This is a genomic window from Acidovorax sp. Root217 (genome assembly GCF_001428645.1).
Taxonomy (GTDB): domain Bacteria; phylum Pseudomonadota; class Gammaproteobacteria; order Burkholderiales; family Burkholderiaceae_C; genus Acidovorax.
Genome location: NZ_LMIH01000041.1, coordinates 34,272 through 50,524, shown reverse-complemented (window position 1 = coordinate 50,524; position 16,253 = coordinate 34,272). Strand labels below are relative to the sequence as shown.

General features: G+C 66.7%; 16 protein-coding genes. 6 read left to right on the top strand and 10 right to left on the bottom strand.

The window, feature by feature from the left end; translation table 11 throughout:
- Positions 1 to 120 precede the first annotated feature (120 nt).
- A complete protein-coding gene (locus ASE31_RS26775; protein WP_057205578.1) occupies positions 121 to 1,386 on the bottom strand; it encodes a YhjD/YihY/BrkB family envelope integrity protein in 1,266 nt (421 codons plus the stop codon).
- Between the two features lie 231 nt (positions 1,387 to 1,617).
- Between ASE31_RS26775 and ASE31_RS26770 the strand changes: the two genes are divergently transcribed.
- From ASE31_RS26770 to ASE31_RS26750, 5 genes are all read left to right on the top strand, one after another.
- Positions 1,618 to 2,046 (top strand): DUF2069 domain-containing protein, encoded by a 429-nt coding sequence (locus ASE31_RS26770; protein ID WP_057205576.1) that lies wholly within the window; start codon positions 1,618 to 1,620, stop codon positions 2,044 to 2,046.
- 93 nt (positions 2,047 to 2,139) lie between these two features.
- Positions 2,140 to 3,561 carry an FAD-binding oxidoreductase gene (locus ASE31_RS26765; protein WP_057205574.1) on the top strand — a complete coding sequence of 474 codons (1,422 nt, stop codon included), beginning with the start codon at positions 2,140 to 2,142 and terminating at the stop codon, positions 3,559 to 3,561.
- Between the two features lie 26 nt (positions 3,562 to 3,587).
- On the top strand, positions 3,588 to 4,058 hold the full coding sequence (locus ASE31_RS26760; RefSeq protein ID WP_057205572.1) for a GNAT family N-acetyltransferase: 471 nt from the start codon (positions 3,588 to 3,590) through the stop codon (positions 4,056 to 4,058).
- Positions 4,059 to 4,194: 136 nt separating this feature from the next.
- The gene (locus ASE31_RS26755; protein WP_057205571.1) at positions 4,195 to 4,998 is read left to right on the top strand and encodes a DNA/RNA non-specific endonuclease; all 804 of its coding nucleotides are present in this window, start codon (positions 4,195 to 4,197) and stop codon (positions 4,996 to 4,998) included.
- Between the two features lie 83 nt (positions 4,999 to 5,081).
- Complete coding sequence (locus ASE31_RS26750) at positions 5,082 to 5,660, top strand: GNAT family N-acetyltransferase (RefSeq protein WP_235514782.1); 579 nt, start codon at positions 5,082 to 5,084, stop codon at positions 5,658 to 5,660.
- A gap of 29 nt (positions 5,661 to 5,689) precedes the next feature.
- Here the strand turns inward: ASE31_RS26750 and ASE31_RS26745 are convergent, their stop codons facing one another.
- The 9 genes from ASE31_RS26745 to ASE31_RS26705 form a co-directional block, all read right to left on the bottom strand.
- Positions 5,690 to 6,721 carry a carbohydrate kinase family protein gene (locus ASE31_RS26745; protein ID WP_057205569.1) on the bottom strand — a complete coding sequence of 344 codons (1,032 nt, stop codon included), beginning with the start codon at positions 6,719 to 6,721 and terminating at the stop codon, positions 5,690 to 5,692.
- Between the two features lie 34 nt (positions 6,722 to 6,755).
- Complete coding sequence (xylB, locus tag ASE31_RS26740) at positions 6,756 to 8,228, bottom strand: xylulokinase (RefSeq protein ID WP_057205567.1); 1,473 nt, start codon at positions 8,226 to 8,228, stop codon at positions 6,756 to 6,758.
- A 32-nt stretch (positions 8,229 to 8,260) separates the two neighbouring features.
- Positions 8,261 to 9,199 (bottom strand): AraC family transcriptional regulator, encoded by a 939-nt coding sequence (locus tag ASE31_RS26735; RefSeq protein WP_057205565.1) that lies wholly within the window; start codon positions 9,197 to 9,199, stop codon positions 8,261 to 8,263.
- Positions 9,200 to 9,238: 39 nt separating this feature from the next.
- Complete coding sequence (gene dalD, locus ASE31_RS26730) at positions 9,239 to 10,645, bottom strand: D-arabinitol 4-dehydrogenase (protein ID WP_057205563.1); 1,407 nt, start codon at positions 10,643 to 10,645, stop codon at positions 9,239 to 9,241.
- Between the two features lie 136 nt (positions 10,646 to 10,781).
- A complete protein-coding gene (locus tag ASE31_RS26725) occupies positions 10,782 to 11,516 on the bottom strand; it encodes an SDR family oxidoreductase (protein WP_057205561.1) in 735 nt (244 codons plus the stop codon).
- A complete protein-coding gene (locus tag ASE31_RS26720; RefSeq protein ID WP_057205559.1) occupies positions 11,513 to 12,556 on the bottom strand; it encodes an ABC transporter ATP-binding protein in 1,044 nt (347 codons plus the stop codon). Before ASE31_RS26720 ends, ASE31_RS26725 begins: the two co-directional genes overlap by 4 nt.
- Positions 12,557 to 12,605: 49 nt before the next feature.
- A complete protein-coding gene (locus ASE31_RS26715; protein WP_057205558.1) occupies positions 12,606 to 13,445 on the bottom strand; it encodes a carbohydrate ABC transporter permease in 840 nt (279 codons plus the stop codon).
- Positions 13,446 to 13,464: 19 nt separating this feature from the next.
- A complete protein-coding gene (locus ASE31_RS26710) occupies positions 13,465 to 14,325 on the bottom strand; it encodes a carbohydrate ABC transporter permease (RefSeq protein ID WP_057205556.1) in 861 nt (286 codons plus the stop codon).
- 164 nt (positions 14,326 to 14,489) lie between these two features.
- Positions 14,490 to 15,821 carry a sugar ABC transporter substrate-binding protein gene (locus tag ASE31_RS26705; RefSeq protein WP_057205553.1) on the bottom strand — a complete coding sequence of 444 codons (1,332 nt, stop codon included), beginning with the start codon at positions 15,819 to 15,821 and terminating at the stop codon, positions 14,490 to 14,492.
- A gap of 195 nt (positions 15,822 to 16,016) precedes the next feature.
- On the opposite strand from ASE31_RS26705, the gene ASE31_RS32875 reads away from it, so the two are divergent.
- Positions 16,017 to 16,253: hypothetical protein (locus ASE31_RS32875; RefSeq protein ID WP_235514781.1), on the top strand; the 237-nt coding region annotated here is incomplete at its 3' end.

Here is a 16,253-nt window from a genome sequence, read left to right as displayed (position 1 = left end):
CGTCTTTTCTTGGCCTACCTTCTTTTGACGAAGCAAAAGAAGGTAGGTGCGCCGCCGGGCGCATATCCCGGTTCCCGCCCTAAACCCAGGCACACAGAAACCACAACCAACGAAGCAAGCTCACCCCCGCACAGCCCCCCGGAGCAAATCCGCCACCTTCATCCTCTCCAACCCCGCACTGCTCCAGAACGACCCCAGACTCTCCGCCCGCTCCAGCAACAGCTTTTCCACCAGCGGCTCAGCAGAAGTAGCCAAGGGATCCACCAGCAACAGATACCGCGGCTCCGCCACATCCGCCGCATCCGGGTCGGCCTGGGCGTCGTTGATCTGCCCCACCCAGTCCAGAGACAGCAGGGCATCGAGCACCGGCTCGAGCTGCAGCACGTCTAGGCGCAGCAACTGCGCCAGCTCGCTCGCACGCAGCCCCTTCTGCACATGGCGGCGCGCTAGGTACAGCTCCTGCAGCACCTCCACCGCCAGCTGGAAGGTCCACCCCGCCACGGTACCGCGCCGGGCCACCCCGGCCAGCAGGCTGGGCAGATACGCCGTGACCACCGCACCCAGCAGCACGATGACCCAGGCCACGTAGATCCAGACCAGCAGGATCGGCAAAGTGGCGAAGGCCCCGTACACCACCGAGTAGGTCGGCACGTTGCTCAGATAGATCGCCAGCACCCGCTTGGCCAGCTCGATGCAGATCGACACGAACAGGCCGCCGGCCCAGGCGTGGCGCCATTTCACGGGGGTGTTGGGGACGTAGTGGTACAGCGCCGCCATGCAGCCGGCGAGCACGAAGAACTGGATGGAGTCGAACAGCAGCTGCACGCCGCTGGGCAGTGCCTTCACGAGCCCGCCCGATGCCGACATGACGTACGAGGTGACGGCCAGGCTCACGCCCAGCAGCAGCGGGCCCAGGGTGATCACGGCCCAGTAGATCAGCACGCGCTGGCCAAGGGGGCGCAGGCGGCGCACGCGCCAGATGTCGTTGAGCGTGCGGTCCATGGTGAGGATCAGGGCCAGCGCCGTGGCCAGCAAAATGCTGAAGCCCGCCACGCCCAGGCTGCTGGCCTTGGCGGCAAACTGCGTGAGGTAGCCCAGCACCTGGCGCGAGATGCTGTCAGGCACCAGGCTGTCCACCAGCCAGCGCTGCAGCACGTCCTGCACCTTGCCGAAGATGGGGAACGCGGTGAACACAGCCAGTGCCACCACGAAGAAGGGCACCAGCGCCAGCGTGGTGGTGAAGGTCAGGCTGCTGGCCGTCAGGCCCAGGTGGTCCTCGCGAAAGCGCTCGCGCAGGGTCAGTGCCGTCGTTTTCCAAGGGAAATGCGACAGCTGCGTGATCAGCGCTTCGATGCGCGAGGCTACAGTCTGCAAGGTCAAGGGCATGGCCGATATGATCCTAGGCCCGGCAAGGGGCCACAGGGGGTGTGAAAACGCTGCATCGCAATGAATATGCGGGCAGGCGACATACACCGCGCATTGTGGGCCCAAGCGCGCTGCGGGCCGCAAGCACAATGGCCATGGCTGCCCGCTGAGCCCGCCCGCCGCACCCGGACCAACGAACGATTTTTGCGCCTCTGCGCCATCCACCGACTTCCAACTGCTGCGCCGCCACCGATGACCGCTTCCCTCCCCGTCTCCGACCACGCCATTGCCGCCACCCGCTGGGTGGCCACCGGCAGCGTGATAGCGCTGATCGTGCTGTGCCTGGCCTGGGAGCTGGTGCTGGCCCCCGTGCGCCCCGGCGGCTCATGGATCGCCCTGAAGGCACTGCCGCTGTGCATTCCGCTGGCCGGCCTGCTCAAGAACCGCATGTACACCTACCGCTGGGTGAGCCTGGTGATCTGGCTGTACTTCACCGAGGGCGTGGTGCGCGGCTGGGGCGACAAGCCGCCGTCGCAGTGGCTGGCCTGGGTCGAGGTGCTGCTGTGCCTGGCGCTGTTCACGGCCTGCACGCTGCACGTGCGGCTGCGCCAGCGCAATGCCAAGGCCATGGCGGCCGCCAATGAATTGCAGGAAGGGCAGGCGCCATCCCCTGCCGCCTGATACAAGCCCACCCGACAATCCACCATCACGCTGCAATGCCCTGGCGCCCGCCCCGGCAGCAGCCCTGACCGCTGTAGACGAAAGGCCCAAGACATGACCACCACCCTCATCGACACCCTGCGCACCCTGGTCGGCCCGGCCCACGTGCTGACCGATGGCGACCTGACCGCCTGGGAGCAGGACTGGCGCCGCCGCGTGCGCGGCAAGGCCCTTGCGGTGGTACGCCCGGCCAGTACGCAGGAAGTGGCCGCCGTGGTCAAGGCCTGTGCCGCAGCGGGCACTGCCATCGTGCCGCAGGGCGGCAACACCGGCCTGGCGGTGGGCTCCACGCCCGACGACAGCGGCACGCAGATCGTGCTGAGCCTCACGCGCATGAATGCCGTGCGCAGCATCGACACCGACAACCTGACCATGACGGTGGAGGCCGGCTGCATCCTGCAGAACCTGCAGGACGTGGCGCAGAACGCGGGCGTGCTGTTCCCCCTGTCGCTCGCGGCCGAGGGCAGCTGCACCATCGGCGGCAACCTGGGCACCAACGCCGGCGGCACGCAGGTGGTGCGCTACGGCAATGCGCGCGACCTGTGCCTGGGCCTGGAAGTCGTCACCGCCCAGGGCGAGGTGTGGGATGGCTTGAAGGGCCTGCGCAAGGACAACACCGGCTACGACCTGCGCGACCTGTTCATCGGCAGCGAAGGCACGCTGGGCATCATCACCGCGGCCACGCTCAAGCTCTACCCAGAGCCTGCCGCGCGCCTCACGGCCTGGGCGGCCGTGCCCTCCATGGAGCATGCCGTGGCCCTGCTCGGCCTGGCGCACAAGCACCTGGGCGCCGGCCTCACGGGCTTCGAGGTGATGGGCCAGTTCGCGCTGAGCCTGGTGGGCAAGCACATGCCGCAGCTGCGCGTGCCCTTCCTGGGCGACGAGAACGCGCCCTGGTGCGTACTGCTCGAAAACTCCGACAGCGAATCCGAAGCGCATGCGCGCGGCCGCTTCGAGGCATTGCTGGAAACCGCCTTCGAGGCCAGCTGCGTGACCGACGCCGTGGTGGCCGAAAACCTCACTCAGGCGCAGCAGCTGTGGCACATCCGCGAGAACATCCCCCTGGCGCAGGCCGAAGAAGGCCTGAACATCAAGCACGACATCTCCATCCAGATCTCGCGCATCCCCGCCTTCGTGGCCCACACCGATGCCGTGCTGCGCCGCGAGATCCCCGGCGTGCGCCTGGTCAACTTCGGCCACCTGGGTGATGGCAACCTGCACTACAACGTGCAGGCGCCCGTGGAAGGCGATCCCAAGGCCTTTCTGCGCGACCACGAGGAGCATGTGCACCAGCTGGTGTACGACGCAGTGGCCGAGTTCAGCGGCTCCTTCTCGGCCGAGCATGGCATCGGCGAACTCAAGGCCGACAAGCTCGAGAAGTACCAGTCGCCCGTGGCCCTGTCGATGATGCGCGCCGTCAAGCAGGCGCTGGACCCTCAAGGCACCATGAACCCCGGGCGCGTGCTCAACCGCTGACCCCCTACCCTTTGCAGGAGCCCCGCATGACTGCTGCCCCGGTATCCGTCCGCCCCGTCACTGCAGAGGACTACGCTGCCTGGCGCCCGCTCTGGGACGGCTACAACGCCTTCTATGGGCGCTTTGGTGCCACGGCACTGCCAGAGCACATCACGGCCAGCACCTGGCAGCGCTTCCTCGACCCGGCCGAGCCGGTGCACTGCCTGGTGGCACAAGAGGAAGGCAGCGGCGCGCTGCTGGGACTGACCCACTATCTGTACCACCGCAGCATGACGCGCATCGAGCCGGTCTGCTACCTGAGCGACCTGTTCACCCGCGAGGCCGCGCGCGGGCGTGGCGTCGGCCGCCTGCTGATCGAAGCCGTGTACGAACAGGCCCGCGCAGCCGGCTCTTCGCGCGTGTACTGGCAGACGCAGGAGACCAATGCGGCAGGTCGCCTGCTGTACGACAAAGTGGCCAAGCACCATGGGTTCATCGTCTACGCAAAAGAGCTTTGATGGGCTCCATTTCCTGCCTCCAAACGTAAGCGCTGCAAGCAGCAGAAAAACCTTGCAGCACTGCAGCCCGTAAGGCCAAAACAGGCCTACAGCGGTGGTCCAATCAGCGCCCTTTTCGCTGCTTTGACACCCTGTTTTGAATCTGCTTTTTTCCTGGCCCCGCGCCGCGCGTGGGGCCACGGCCCTGGCGCTGGTGCTTGGCGCCGCTGCCCCCTCTCTCGCCCGTACTCCCTCCACCTTTCTCGACAGCATCGCCGGCCTGCGCAGCGCGCAGCCCACGGGCTTCGTGCATTGCCCGCAGTTCTTCGTGGGCGGCAAGCCGCCGCCGGTGCCGCGCCGCGCCCAGCAGCGCGAGCTGTGCTACGAGGCCTTTGCCGTGCTGCACAGCGGCGAGACGCGCACACCCGTCTATGTGGCCCAGCGCCTGAACCGCCAGGTGCTGGAAGGCGCTGACGAAAAACGCTCGAACAAGTTCTTTGCCGATGCCCGCCTGCCCCGCGGCGAGCGCGCCGAACTCGACGACTACAAGCGCTCGGGGTACAGCCGCGGGCACATGGCACCGGCGGCCGACATGTCCACCCCCACGGCCATGGCGCAGAGCTTCTCGCTGGCCAACATGGTGCCGCAGGACCCCAGGCAGAACGGCGGCCCCTGGGCCCGCATCGAGCAGGACACGCGGCGCTATGTGCTGCGCGCCCGAGGCGACGTGTACGTGATCACCGGCCCGGTCTTCACGGCCGAGAGCCCCGCCATCGGCGCCAGCAAGGTGCGCGTGCCGGCCTACCTGTTCAAGCTGGTGTACGACGCCAGCACGCAGCGCGCCTGGGCGCACTGGCAGGCCAACCGCGAGGGTGAACGGGCGGGCCCGCCCATAAGCTACCAAGAGCTGGTGAAGCGAACGGGGGTGGAGTTTCTGCCCCAGGTGGAGCCACAGCATTGAGCGCCGCACGGCGCTCACGCCCCGGCAATCTGCTAACTTCCACGCCCATGCCCTCCTCTGCCCTTCACCCCTCAGTCCACGCCTTGGCCGCATCGTTGGCCGACGACCCCTTTTACCTGGCCATCACGGCCGACTTCGCGCGCGATGCGCAGGGGCGCCGGGCGGTGCTATCGCAGTACCTGGACTACTCGCTGCGCGAGGCAAAGCGCGGCGGCCAATGCACACTGCTGCAGGACGAGCGTCTGGGTGCAGCGCTGTGGACCCTGCCCCGCGCTGCCGATGCCGAAGCGGCCGATGCACAGGCCAAGGTGGACCATCTGCAGACCGTGCTGGGCCCGCGCGGCATGGACAACTACCGCCAGATCATCGCCTTCATGGGCCAGCGCGCCAGCGGTGTCGGGCTGGAGGGTGCTTGGTACCTGTCCATCCTGGGCATAGCCCCCGCATCGCAGGGCCTGGGCCTTGGTGCCCAGCTGCTGGCGCCTACGTTGGCAGCGGCGGACCAGGCGAGCGTGGCTTGCTACCTGGAGACGTTCTCTGCGCGCAACGAGAAGTTCTATGCCCGCGCGGGGTTTCAAGCCCTCGCCTCGCACCTGGAGCCAGCGACGGGAGCGCTGTACACGATCATGGTGCGTCACGCATTGGCCATGCCAGCGGCATGAGCAAGGGCCATCCCCTGGGTGCCCAGGGTTCAGGGCAGTTGATCCACCGCTGGGTGCTGCCCCGCCCAATCCTGCGCTGCCTGCCAAACCGGCGGCACGCAGCCACGCTCCTGCACGCACAGGCTGGCGCTGGCCAGGGCGTGGCGCAGGGCCTGCGGGTACACCGCTGCAGGCAGGGCCGCGATGAAGTCGGCCATGCCAGCAGGTGCCAAACCGTCCTGTTGCGCATGGGCGCGCAGCAGGTAGGCGAGCAGGCCCGCGAGAAAGCTGTCGCCAGCTCCCACGGTATCGACCACGGCCAGGGGCTGGGCTTCCTTGGCGAACCATTGGGCAGCCCCCTCCCCTTGCTGCAGCAGCCAGGCGCCCTCGCCGCCCAGGGTCAGTGCCATGAGGCGGGCGCGGGGGTTGGCAGCCAGCAGGTGGCGAGCGCGCTCCAGGGTACCAGTGCCGGGCACCTGCAGGTGGTCCAGGTCTTCGTCGCTGGCCTTGATGATGTGCGCCTCGGCCAGGGCCGCGTGGACCTGGGCGCGGTAGGCGGGCAGGTCGGGCATGACGGAGGGGCGCAGGTTGGCGTCCACCACCACGCAGCGGCCGGCGGCGCGCTGGGCCTGCAGCCAGGGCAGGTAGATGGCGGCATCGCGCGCATCCAAGGCCAGGGCGCCGGTGCAGATCAGCTGCAGTGCGCCGCCATGCGCAGCACAGGCGGCGTTGAGCCCCGCAGCGCTCACGGTGCGGTCGGCCACGCCTTCGCGGTAGAAGGCGTAGTCGGGGTGGCCGTGCTCGGTGAGGTTGACCACGGCCAGCGAGGTGACCTCGCCCACGGGTGTGGGCAGGGCCAGTTGCACGCCATCGGCCGCGAGCTGCGACGCGAGTTCACGGCCCCAGCGGTCGCGTGACAGGGGGTTGAGGTACTGCGTGCCCACACCCTGGCGCGCCAGCGCCCGGCCCAGGTTGTACAGCGCGCCGCCCAGGCAGGGCTCGTAGTTGCCGTCGACACGGCCAATGAGGTCGATCAGCGCTTCGCCGGCAATGGCGACCTGGACGGGGGAGGAAGTGGGCATGGCGTGGTCAGGAAAACAAGAAAGCGACGGTCAATCAGAAATGGGGCAACAGCGCAGGGTACAGCGCCTTGAAGCGCGCATGGCGCTCCTGCAACAGCGCCTGCTGCGCGGGCTGGGGGGTAAAGCGGTCCTCGGCCGGAAGGCCCTGGCAACACAGCGCTTCGTCGCCACCGCAGGCCATGGCGGCCAGGCGCGCGGCGCCCAGGGCTGCAGCAGCATGGGCCCCCTGCGGCCGCTCCAGCGTGCAGCCCAGGCCGCTGGCCAGCAGTTGGGCCCAGGCATCGCTGCGGGCACCACCGCCGACCAGGGTGAGGGATGCGTCTGAAGGCCCCTCCACCTCGCCCGCCGCTGCCTGCATGGCCTGCAGCCCGTCCATGAGGCCAAAGCCCACGCCCTCCATCACGGCGCAGGCCATGTCGGTCGCATCGTGCTCGGCGCGCAGGCCCATGAAGACGCCGGTGGCGGCCGCGTTGTTGTGGGGCGTGCGCTCGCCGCTCAGGTAGGGCAGAAAGAGAGGCGCCTGCGCATGGCGCGCCAGGTCCATGCCCTGCACCGCGGTGGACAGCTGGACCTCGGACTGCCCGGTGATGCGGGCCAGCCAGCCGAAGGCACTGGCCGCGCTGAGCATGACGGACATCTGGTGCCAGCGGCCAGGCAGCGCATGGGCGAAGGCATGCACGGCACGCTCGGTAGCGGGCGCAAACCGGTCGGACACCCGGAACACCACGCCCGAGGTGCCCAGCGAGACAAAGCCCTGCCCCGCCTGGCGCGCCCCCACGCCCACCGCACTGGCGGCGTTGTCACCGCCGCCGCCGGCCATGGTCACTCCGGCGGGTAGGCCCCAGCGAGCGGCCACGTCGGCGCGCAGCACGCCCGTGGCATCGCTGCCCTCGGCCAGGCGCGGCATGTGGGCACGGGTCAGTCCGCAGGCAGCGATCAGGGTGTCGCTCCAATCGCGGCGCGCCACGTCCAGCCACAGGGTGCCCGAGGCATCGGACATGTCGCTCACCGCGTCACCGGTGAGCTGCAGGCGCAGCCAGTCCTTGGGCAGCAGCACGCTGCGGATGCGCGCGAACACTTCAGGCTCGTGCTTGCGCAGCCACAGCAGCTTGGGCGCGGTAAAGCCGGGCATGGCCAGATTGCCGGTGATCTCCCGCGAGGCGGGCACGGCCTGCTCCAGCTCGGCGCATTCGGCCGCCGCGCGGCCATCGTTCCAGAGGATGGCGGGGCGCAGCACCTCGCCCTGCGCGCCCAGCACCACGGCGCCGTGCATGTGGCCCGAGAGCCCCAGGCCACGCACCTGCGCCCACGCGGCGGGCGCCTGCGCACGCAGCTGGGCCACGGCGGTTTCGGTGGCAGCCAGCCAGTGGGCCGGGTGCTGCTCGCTCCAGGTCGGCTGCGGCCGGTGCTGGGGCACGGGGGCATCGGCCACGGCATGCACCTGCTGGTCTTCGCCCAGCAACAGCAACTTGACACCCGAGGTGCCCAGATCAATGCCGAGGTACATGCGCTAATCCTGAAACACTGGGAAAAACACTGTCATGACTTGATCCCGAAGCGGCCCGCACCCTGCTTGCGGTATTCGCTGGGCGTCATGCCCTTGATGTCCAGAAAGCGGCGGTTGAAGTTGGCCATGTTGTTGAAACCCACGTCGTAGGCGATGTGGGTGATGTAGCGCTCGGACTCCATGAGCAGCTGGCAGGCGCGGTTCACGCGCACCAGGTTCACGAAATCGGTGAAGGTGTTGCCCGTGGCCCGGCGGAAGAAGCGCGAGAAGCGGCTCTCGGTCATGCCCAGTTCCTGCGCCAGGTCGGCGGCCGACAGGGGCTCTGCCAGGTGGTCGGTGATGCGGCTCACGACGGCATTGATCTGGTCGAGCTGGGTGTCGTTGTCCTCGCTTTGCAGCTGCGTGCTCGAGAGCAGCCGAAAATCTGTGCAGCGGGCAAGGTCGCTCAGGAATTCACAGAACGCGCCGAACCGGGCCAGCCCCTGGCGGGCCTTGATGCGCTGCCAATGCTCCTGTGCCTGCGCCTCCATGCCAAAGAACTCGATGCCGTGGCGGGCCCGCTCCAGCAGGGGCAGCACCTCTCGCAGTTCAGGGATGCTCTCGCTGCTGGCCATGAGCGGGGCGTGCGAGAACTGGATCACCAAGTCGCGCAGCGGCACGCCGCCCTCGGGCAGGTCCATGCTGATCCAGTTGTGCGGCAGGCGCGGCCCGGTCAGCACCAGATGGCCCGGCTGGAACTGGCCGATCCAGTCCCCCACGAACACCTTGCCCGAGGTGGCGGTGATCAGGTGCAGCTCGTACTCGTCGTGGTAGTGCCAGCGCGCCAGCGGCGTCGGAAAACCGTGCGACAGGCAGCGGATGAAGCCCACGGTTTCCGGCGGCTCATAGCCCAGCTCGGGCGATCGCACATAGTCGTGCTCCAGCTCGGGCTTGGTCTGGCGTGGGGAGACAGGCGTCGTCTTCACGGTCATGGCGTCATTCCTGTGGACAAGCCGCTCAACTTACATCAATCACCCGCGCTCTGCACGCTCGGCCACGAAGACCTGCACGCGGGCGAAGGCCTGGCGCAACGTGGCGACCAGACGCGGGTCCAAGGCCATCTCGCCCCACAGCGTCGCATCGGCGGCGTATGCGGCGACCGGGTCGGCCGCATCGCAGATCGCGTGCGCCACGGCCGGGTCCATGGCCTGGTCCTGGTAGTCGTAGGGGATCTGCCCGGCATGCCAGCGCTGCAGGTAGGCCAGGAACAGCGCCGGCAGCATGGCGACGCTGTCGAACGAACCATGGCGCGCCAGTTGGTCGCGGATGGTGGGCGCGATCATGCCGGGGATCTTGGAGAACGCATCCATGGCCACGCGCTGGTTGGTGTCGGCGATGGCGGGGTTGCCGAAGCGGTCCAGCACCACGTCGCGGTACCGCTCCAGATCGATGGGGCACGGCTGCTCGGGCGTGTGCAGCACGGGGATCGCATCATCGGTCACGTAGTCATAGGCCATCTGGCGGATGGCGGCATCGTGCGTGCCTTCGTGGATGTACCGGTAGCCCGCCAGCGTGCCCGCCCAGGCGATGCAGCTGTGGGTGGCGTTGAGCAGGCGGATCTTGGCCTCTTCGTAGGCCTGCACCGAGTCCACCATCTCCACGCCCACCTTCTCCCATGCGGGGCGCCCGGCAATGAACTGGTCCTCGATCACCCACTGGATGAAGCTCTCGCCCATCAGCGCCGCCTTGTCATCCCAGCCGGTGGCGGCCTTCACGCGCTCGGCCACGTCGGGTGTGGGGCGCGGCGTGATGCGGTCGACCATGGCGTTGGGGCTGCGGGTGTTCGCAAGGACCCAGGCCTTGAGCGCGGTATCGCCCAGCGCGTCGATGAACTGCAGCAGGCCGCCGCGCGAGCGCTCGCCGTTATGGCGCAGGTTGTCGCAGTTCATCAGCGTCACGGGGCCGGCACCGGCCAGCATGCGGGCACGCAGGATGCTCACCAGGGCGCCGTAGATGCTGTGGCCCGCTTGGCCGGCCTGCACGGCCGCCAAGTCGGCGCGCAGGTCCGGGAAAGTGGCCCAGTCGAGCTGGTTGTCGGCATCCAGGTAGTAGCCGGCCTCGGTCACGGTGAACGAGATGATGCGCGTGGCGGCATCGGCGCCGGCGGCGATCAGGGGGGCCAGATCGTCCTGGTAGGCGATGACGCGCTCGATCGACTCGATGCGGGTGTAGCTGCGCTCGCCCTGCGGCGTGACGGTTTCGAGCGTATAGCGCCCGCCCTGGGCCTCAAGCGCCGCGATGGTCTCGGCCATGTCGGGGCGAAGGTTGCCACCCACGATGGCCCAGCCCATGTCGCCCGACTGGCGCAGTTCGTGAACGTAGACGGCCTGGTGGGCGCGGTGGAACGAGCCCAGGCCCAGGTGCAGGATGAAATTCATGGTGCGTGAATGCAAGGAATTGTGGAGAGCTCTCGCGGATTTGCATTCGACCGGATAACTAGGCGGGAAGCCGCAGACAGTGCTGTAGCACGGCAAGGCGACCCAACGACGTTATACGGTTGAAGGCACATCCGCATCAGAGGTCGAAATTGGTGGGCATCATCACCACGTCGCGGATGGTCATGCCGCGCGGCCGGGTCAGCATGAACAGCACCACCTCGGCCACTTCGGCGGCCTCGATGAGGCTGCCATTGGCCTTGGCCTCTTCGAGCTTTTCCGCAGGCCAGTCGGCCAGCAGCGAGGTGATGACCGGGCCCGGCGAGATGGCGCCCACGCGGATGCCGTGCTTGAACACCTGGCGGCGCACGGTCTGCACGAAGCAGTTCACGGCCCACTTGGACGAGGCGTAGACGGGCTCCCACGGCGTAGGGAAGTGGGCGGCCAGCGAGCTCGTGACGATGATGTCCCCGCGGCTGCGCTCGATCATGTGGGGCAGCACGTTGTGCACGTTCTTCATCACCACGTTGACGTTGAGCTGCAGCATGCGATCAATGGCATCGGGGTCGGCATCGACCAGGTCACCGCCCACGTAGAGCCCCGCGTTGGCGTGGAAGATATCGAGCTGGCCGGCGATGGCCAGCGTGCGCGTGAGCAGGCTGGCGCACTGTTTCGCATCGAGCAGGTCCAGCACCAGCGGCAAAGCGCTCTCGCCAATGGCCGCGCAGGCCCTGGCCAGTGCGGCTTCATCGCGGTCGATCAGCACCACGCGCGCACCAGCATCCGCCATGGCCTTTGCGCTGGCAAAGCCGATGCCCGAGGCCGCGCCGGTGATGGCGGCCACCTGGCCTTGCAGAGGATGCACGGCGGTCACGCGCCCTGCCCCGCCACGACGTGGCCCGCCGGGTCGAACCAGTGCGCTTGCGAGGCGTCGATGTCCAGGCTCACCGCATCGCCCGCGCGCAGGCCGGTGCGGTCGTTCTGGCGCGAGACGAACTGCGCACCGCCGGGGGTGCTCACGTAGATCAGCGTTTCAGCGCCCAGTGCTTCGATCAGGTCCACCTGCCCGCTCACCGGCGTGGCCCCGGTGTTGCGCACCGCGATGTTTTCCGGGCGCAGGCCGATGGCGCCGCCCGCCGCACCCGCCGGTGCCTGCTGCTGCACCGGCGCGGGCAGCTGCTGCAAGGGCACCACGTTCATCTGCGGCGTGCCGATGAACTGGGCGACGAACTGGTTGGCAGGCTTGTCGTACAGCTCCAGCGGCGTGCCGACCTGCTCGATGAGCCCGTCGCGCAGCACCACCACGCGGTCGGCCAGGGTCATGGCCTCCACCTGGTCGTGCGTGACGTAGATCGTGGTGGCGCCCAGGTCGCGGTGCAGCTTGGCGATCTCCACCCGGGTCTGGCCGCGCAGGGCCGCGTCGAGGTTGGACAGTGGCTCGTCGAACAGAAACACCTTGGGCGCACGCACGATGGCGCGGCCGATGGCCACGCGCTGGCGCTGCCCGCCCGAGAGTTCCTTGGGCGTGCGCTGCAGGTAGGTGGTGAGGTTCAGGATGGCCGCGGCGCGCTCGACCTTCTCGCGCACGATGGCCGGATCCACCTTGGCGAGCTTGAGTGCAAAGCTCATGTTCTCGTACACGCTCATGTGCGGGTACAGCGCATAGCTCTGGAACACCATGGCCAGGTCGCGCTTGCTCGAAGGCTGGTCGGTGATGTCGCGGCCGTCGAGCATGAGCGAGCCGCCGTCGATGTTCTCCAGCCCCGCGATCAGGCGCAGCAGCGTGGACTTGCCGCAGCCCGAGGGGCCAACGAAGACGATGAACTCGCCTTGCTGGATGGTGAGGTCGATGCCCTTGATGGCGCGGTGCTCACCGAAGAATTTCTCGATGCCGCGCAGTTGGAGATAGGCCATGGAATCGGGTTCCTGAAAACTTGATTGCGTTAGATGGGAAAGCTGCGCGCTACTTCACGGCGCCAAAGGTCAGGCCTTGCACCAGTTGCTTCTGGCTGAACCAGCCAAAGACCACGATGGGCGCAATCGCCATCAGCGAGGCTGCAGACAGCTTGGCCCAGAACAGGCCCTCGGGGCTGGAGTACGAGGCGATCAGCGTGGCCAGCGTGCCGGCCTTGGCGGCGCTCAGGTTCAGGCTCCAGAAGGCCTCGTTCCACGAAAGCACCAGGCACAGCAGGCCGGTGGAAGCCAGGCCGCCCATGCCCAAGGGCAGCAGCACCAGGCGCACTTCCTGCCACAGCGTGGCGCCATCCATGCGCGCGGCTTCCAGGATCTCGCGCGGGATGTCCTTGAAGTGCGAGTACAGCATCCACACCATGATGGGCAGGTTGGACAGCGCGAACACGATGATCAGCACCAGCTGCGTGTCGAGCAGGTGGCTCTTTTGCGCCAGCACGTAGATCGGCACCAGCGCGCCCACGGCGGGCATCATCTTGGTGGAGAGCATCCACATCAGGATGTCCTTGGTGTACTTGCCCTTGAAGAAGGCCATGGCGTAGGCTGCGGGTGCGGCCAGCATGAGGCCCACCACAGTGGAGAGCACACTGGTGATGACCGAGTTCTTGGCGTACAGCAGGTAGTCGCTGCGCTCCTGCACCTCGTGGAAGTTTTCGAGCGTGGGGATGAAGAACAGCTGCGGCGGCACGGCAATGGCCTGCAGCTCGGTCTTGAACGCGGTGAGCAGCAGCCAGGCCAGCGGGAAGAACAACAGCAGGGCCACGCCCCAGGCGGCCACGGTGCGCAGGGCCAGCAGGCCCAGAGGGTAGGAGGATCGGCGTCGGGTGGTCATGTCGGTGGTCCTTCTTCTTTTACTTGTCGAGGTTCTTGCCGACCATGCGGATCAGGAAAACCGCCGCGATGTTGGCAAGGACCACGGCGAACAGCGCGCCCGCCGAGGCCACGCCTGCGTCGAAATTGAGCAGCGCCTGCTTGAAGATCAAAAAGGTGACGTTGGTGCTCGCATCGCCCGGGCCACCGCCGGTGGTGGTGTAGATCTCGGCGAAGATGCTGAGCAAAAATATGAGTTCGATCATCACCACCACGGCCACCGAGCGCGCCAGGTGCGGCACGTACAGGTAGCGCAGTTGCTGCAGGTAGTTGGCGCCGTCCATGCGCGAGGCCTCAAGCTGCTCGTGGTTCATGCTCTGCAGCGAGGTCATGAAGATCAGCGTGGCGAACGGCAGCCACTGCCAGGAAACCATGACGATGACCGAGAACAGCGGCAAGTCCGTGAGCCAGTCCACCGGCTGCGCGCCGAAGAACATCCACACCTGCGCGAGCACGCCGTAGATGGGGTTCATCATCATGTTCTTCCACATCAGCGCGTTCACCGTGGGCATGACGAAGAATGGCGAGATCAGCAGCACGCGCACGATGCCCCGGCCCGCAAACGGCTCGTTGATGAGCAGCGCGATGGCGATACCGAACACCACCGTGATGAGGATCACGCTACCGAGCAGCAGCAGCGTGTTGACCACCGCCGTGCCGAACGAAGGGTCGGTGACGAAGTACTCGAAGTTTTCCAACCCGGCAAAGCCGGTCTGGTCCGGCTGCATCAGGTTGTAGCGGATCAGCGAGAAGTAGATCGTCATCACCAGCGGCACAATCATCCACAGGAAGAGCGTGGCCATGGCTGGCGTGAGCAGCAGGCGGGGGAGCAGGCGGTTCATGGGAATCCCGGGAGAAATCTGGCGTCGCCAGACAAGGTAGAAGCCGGTGGCACAAGCGGGCGTTCAGCCGGCGCCATGGGTATTTCGAGGTGGAACTCCCCGCCGCACATGCGCACGGCGAGGAGTCGCAGGCCTCAATCAGCCCTCAGCAGCCGGACGGCTGCTCACTTGTAGTAGCCGCCCTTCTTCATTTCGCGATCGGCCGACACCTGGCTGGCCTTGAGCGCCGCATCCACCGAGGTCTTGCCGGCCAGGGCCGCGCTCATCTGCTGGCCCACCGCGATGCCGATGGCCTGGAACTCAGGAATCGCCGCGAACTGCACGCCCACATAAGGACTCTTGGGCAAGGTCGAATCGGTCGGGTTGGCCGAGTCGATGGCGACCTTCTCGGCCGCAGCAAAGCGCGCTGCCTTCTGGAACTCGGGGCTGGCGTAGGTGCTCTTGCGGGTGCCGGTGGGCACGTTGGCCCAGCCATTGGTCTTGGCCACGAGCTGGATGTAGTCCTTGCTGGTCGACCAGGTGATGAACTTCTGCGCGGCGTCCACTTTCTTGGAGCCGGCAGGAATCGCCAGATTCCACGACCACAGCCAGTTGGCACCCTTGGGCGTGTTCATGGTGGGTGCCTGGGCAAACGCCATCTGGTCGGCGACCTTGGACTGCTTGGGATCGCTCACGAAGGAGGCGGCGATGGTCGCGTCGATCCACATGCCGCACTTGCCGGAGTTGGTCAGCGCCAGGATTTCGTTGAAGCTGTTGGCCGCCGAACCGGGCGGGCCATAGTTCTTGAGCAGGTCCACGTAGAAGGTGATGGCGTCCTTCCAGGGCTTGGATTCGAGTTGCGGCTTCCACTGCATGTCGAACCACTGGCCGCCGAAGGTGTTCACCAACGTGGTCAGGAAGGCCATGTTGTCACCCCAGCCCGGCTTGCCGCGCAGGCAGATGCCGTACACGCCGTTCTTGGGGTCGTGGATCTTGGCGGCCAGGTCCTTGATCTGCGGCCAGGTGGGGCGCTCGGGCACCTGCACGCCGGCCTTGTCGGCCAGGTCCTTGCGGTACATCAGCATCGAGCTTTCGCCGTAGAACGGGGCGGCAAACAGCTTGCCATCGACCGACAGGCCGTTGCGCATGGCAGGCAACAGGTCGTCCACGTCGTAGGCGGCGTCGGTCTTGAGCTCCTGCAGCCAGCCCTTCTTGCCCCAGATGGGGGCTTCGTACATGCCGATGGTCATCACGTCGAACTGGCCGCCCTTGGTGGCGATGTCGGTCGTGACGCGCTGGCGCAGCACGCCTTCTTCCAGAGTGACCCACTTGAGCTTGATGTCGGGGTTGGCCTGCTCGAAGTTCTTGCTCAATTTCTGCATCTCGATCATGTGGCCGTTGTTCACGGTGGCAATCACGAGTTCGGTCTGCGCATGCGCAGCGGCGCCGCACAGCGATGCCGCCAGGGCGGCAACGGCCAGGGCCAGGCGGGTGTGTGGACGGGTGGAACGGGGCATCGAAACGTCTCCTGCGTAGTTGGTATGGATCTGCCACTCAACGCCGGTCGGATGGCTGGCATTGATGGACTGAACGATACCGATGCTCAGATGCTCAGTTGATACTTTGAAAACCCATACACATACTAATTTTCGCCAGAATCTCAGGATTTACACCTAGATTCGTCAACTGGGTATGTGCATTGGCGATTAGTGGTGTCCAAACGGACCAAGACCCTCAAGTACAGCAACGCATGGAATGCATGCAGTTTGCTGCCTCACCACTGTTTCCAAAACTGGAACAGTCAGTTCGCGACTGGGTGGTTTTTCTTTGATCACCCACGGCGTACAGTTCAACCCATCGATGAGCCGAACCCGCAAGGCGACTCACCGAACCCGGTTCAGAGTTGTTTTTGCTCCGGTTTTTTTGAGCCGCTTTTTATCTTCAAGGAA